Consider the following 3,904-nt stretch of genomic DNA (forward strand, 5'->3'; position numbering starts at 1 on the left):
TCTCAACCGTCAACACCAAAACATCCAAATCAAAATCACTCGATGCCGCCGCCAATTTAAGAAGATCACCCTCATCTACATTCTGCGAGCCTATCGGGTCAAGTACCGGAGCTATGTTCACATGATTTATAGTTATGTCTACGAGTTCGGTATCAGTCAAAACACCATCCGATACAATAAATCTTACTTGCTGCACCCCGCTCTGAGAATAATCGGGATCAAACTCAAATAAGCCGTGACCATTACCGCTGTCAAAGAACGCCGAATTAGCCGGCAAGTTCTCTGCAGTCAAAATCAAGGCATCAAGATCAAAATCAGACGAAGTAGTTACAAATTCAAGGTGCTGTCCTTCGTTAATATTCTGTGCGCCTATCGGATCGAGTACCGGCGGCAGGTTCACATGATCAACTGTAATATCAACCAACTCTGAATCGGCCAAAGAACCATCGCTAGTAATAACCCTTATTGAATAAATTCCTCTCTGCGTATAATCGGGATCGAACGTAAACAAGCCATGACCATTGCCAGAATCGAAAAATACGGCATTAGTCGGCAGGTTTTCAATCGTAAGCGTTAAAGCATCCAAATCAAAATCAGATGACGTTACCACTATTTCAAGATGCTGTCCTTCATCTACTGCCTGAGCGCCTATCGGATCAAGAACCGGCACGATATTAACATGATTGACTGTTGCATCGACAAGTTCAGTATCGGCTAATGCGCCATCGGATACAATAAACCGCACCTGATATATACCGCTCTGGGTATAATCAGGGTCAAACTCAAATAAGCCATGACCATTGCCGCTGTCAAAGAAAGCAGCGTTCGTTGGCAAGTTCTCAGCCGTTAATGTCAAAACATCAATATCAAAATCTGATGACGTTGCCACAAACTCAAGATGCTGTCCTTCATTAATATTCTGTGCGCCTATCGGATCAAGAACCGGCGCAACATTAACATGATTGACTGTTGCATCGACAAGTTCAGTATCGGCTAATGCGCCATCGGATACAATAAACCGCACCTGATATATACCGCTCTGGGTATAATCAGGGTCAAACTCAAATAAGCCATGACCATTGCCGCTGTCAAAGAAAGCAGCGTTCGTTGGCATATTCTCAGCCGTTAATATCAAAGCATCAAGGTCAAAATCAGATGATGTAACCACAAATTCAAGATGCTGATTTTCGTCTATATTTTGCGCGCCGATCGGGTCAAGAACCGGCGATACATTCACATCATTAACCGTTATATCCACCAGTTCGGTATCAGTTATCGCACCATCATCCACTATAAACCGAACCTGATATATATTGCTTTGGCTATAATCAGGGTCAAACTCGAATAAGCCATGACCATTGCCGCTATCATAAAAAGCTGCGTTAGATGGCAAATCCTCAGCTGTTAAGGTTAAAGCATCCAAATCAAAATCAGATGAAGTAACAATAAACTCAAGATGAGTGCCCTCGTTGACATTCTGCGCGCCTATAGCGTCAAGCACCGGCGCCAGGTTAATATCATTAACCGTGATATCCACCAGCTCCGTATCGGCCAGCACGCCGTCGGATACGATAAACCGCACCTGATGGACGCCGCCCTGAGTGTAATCGGGGTCAAACTCGAATAAGCCATGACCGTTGCCTGAATCATAAAACGCTGCATTAACCGGCAGGTTCTCTGCAGTTAGCGTCAACACATCCAAATCAAAATCACTCGAAGTTATCACAAACTCAAGATGACTGTTCTCATCAACATTCTGCGAACCGATAGCATCAAGAACCGGCGCCAGGTTAGTATGATCGACCGTTATATAAATATATCCGGTATCTGATAAAGAACCATCAGAAGCAATTACTGTTACAGTATAATCTCCCATCTGGTCATAATCAGGAATAAATTCAAACAAAGCATGGCCATTGCCGCTATCATAGAATGTAGAATTAGTGGGCAGATCTTGAGCGGTAATAAAAGGCGTTGTAGCATCAGGATCGGTTGCAGCAACTACCAGATCGAGCGTGCTGCCCTCGGCTACGGTTTGTGAATCAATTGCCGCTAGAATTGGAGCGACATTGGTAACTACCACATTAATATGAACATATTGACTATCGGCAAACTCGCCATCATCAGCGATAAATAAAACATCATAACCGCCAGCCTGGCCATAAACAGGGTTAAAATAGAACCCACCCGTACCATCGCTTGAATCATGAAATGAGGCATTGGTTGGAATGCCTTCGGCGGTCAATATTGGTATTGTCATATCAGCATCATTAGCTGTGATAAGTATTTGTAAAGCATCAGTTTCACCCACAACTTGCGGGGTTTGAATTGAATCTAATTCCGGGACTGCATTTATCGCATTGACGCTAACATCAACAAAAATAGTATCACTAAGATCTCCATCATTAGCAATGAATCTTACAATATAGCTTCCGGTTTGAGTATAATCAGGCGTAAACGAAAATAAACCAGTATTATTACTCGAATCGTAAAAAGCGGCATTCGACATTATGTTTTCCGCTGTAAGCGTAAGAGCTTCCAAGTCCGGATCGGAAGCATTGATAAGGAATCCAAGAGAATCGCCTTCGTCTACATTCTGGGCAGATACAGGCGTAATCTCCGGCCTTCTGTTAATATTATTGACATCAATTACAACATCTTGACTGTCGGCAAGCGCTCCATCAGAAGCCTCAAAAGTTATAGTATATGAACCGGCCTGAAAATAATCGGGAGTAAAACTAAACGTACCCACACCGTTGCCGCTATCATAAAAAGCGGCATTCGCAGGCATATTATATGCAGACATATTAGGTATAGTGCCATCAAAATCAGAGGCATCAATATTAAATTGCAGCAGTTGATTTTCATCGACTGACTGCGGCGTAGTAATGCCTGAAAGCACGGGCGCAAGGTTAACATGATTAACGGTTATATCTACTAATTCGGTATCAGCAAGCGCGCCGTCATTGACAATAAATCTTACCGAATATACACCGCTTTGAGTGTAATCGGGGTCGAATTCAAACAGGCCGTGCCCGTTACCGCTATCAAAGAAGGCGGCATTAGTAGGTATATTTTCAGCGATAAGAGTTAAGCTATTGCCGTCAAAATCGGAGGAGGTTGCTACAAACTCAAAATGTTGACCTTCATCGATATTCTGCACGCCTATAAGATCAAGAACCGGAGCGACATTAACATCAGCAACTGTAATATCAACATTATCAGAATCTGCCAAGTCTCCATCGCTGACGATAAACCTAATAAAATGAATTCCTGCCTGACTGTAATCCGGATCAAATTCAAGTAAACCATGACCATTGCCGCTATCGAAAAATGCCGCATTGGTCGGAAGATTTTCAGCGGTAAGAGTAATTGCCTCCAAATCTGGATCAGTAGCTGTTATTACCAATTCAAAATGAGCCCCTTCATCGGTAAACTGAGAACCGACATGATCGAGCGAAGGCCTACGATTGACATTCTGAACATCAATCTGAACAATTTCAGAATCAGCTAAAGCACCATCCGCTACAATAAATGTTACAAAATAAGTTCCCGCTTGGAAATAACTTGGATCGAACGTAAATAATCCATGACCATTCGCAGAATCAAAAAAGGCAGCGCCACTCGGAAAATTTTCTGCTGTTAATGATAAGAGATCGAGGTCGAAATCCGAGGACGTAACCACAAATTCAAGATGCTGATTCTCATCGATATTATATGAGCCTATCGGGTCGAGCACCGGCGCAATATTTACATGATTGACCGTTATATCAACAAGTTCCGTATCAGCCAATGCGCCATCGGATACGATAAATCTTACCTGATATACGCCGCTCTGAGTATAATCCGGGTCAAACTCAAATAAGCCATGCCCGCTGCCGCTGTCGTAAAAAGCCGCATTAGT

1 protein-coding gene is annotated in these 3,904 nt (G+C 43.0%); it reads right to left on the minus strand.

Annotated elements, in window-relative coordinates; all coding sequences use genetic code 11:
• Positions 1 to 3,904, minus strand: a 3,904-nt coding sequence (locus J7K40_03645) for a tandem-95 repeat protein (protein MCD6161492.1), incomplete at both ends; no start/stop codon positions are given.

The sequence above is a fragment of the Candidatus Zixiibacteriota bacterium genome, assembly GCA_021159005.1.
GTDB lineage: Bacteria > Zixibacteria > MSB-5A5 > UBA10806 > 4484-95 > JAGGSN01.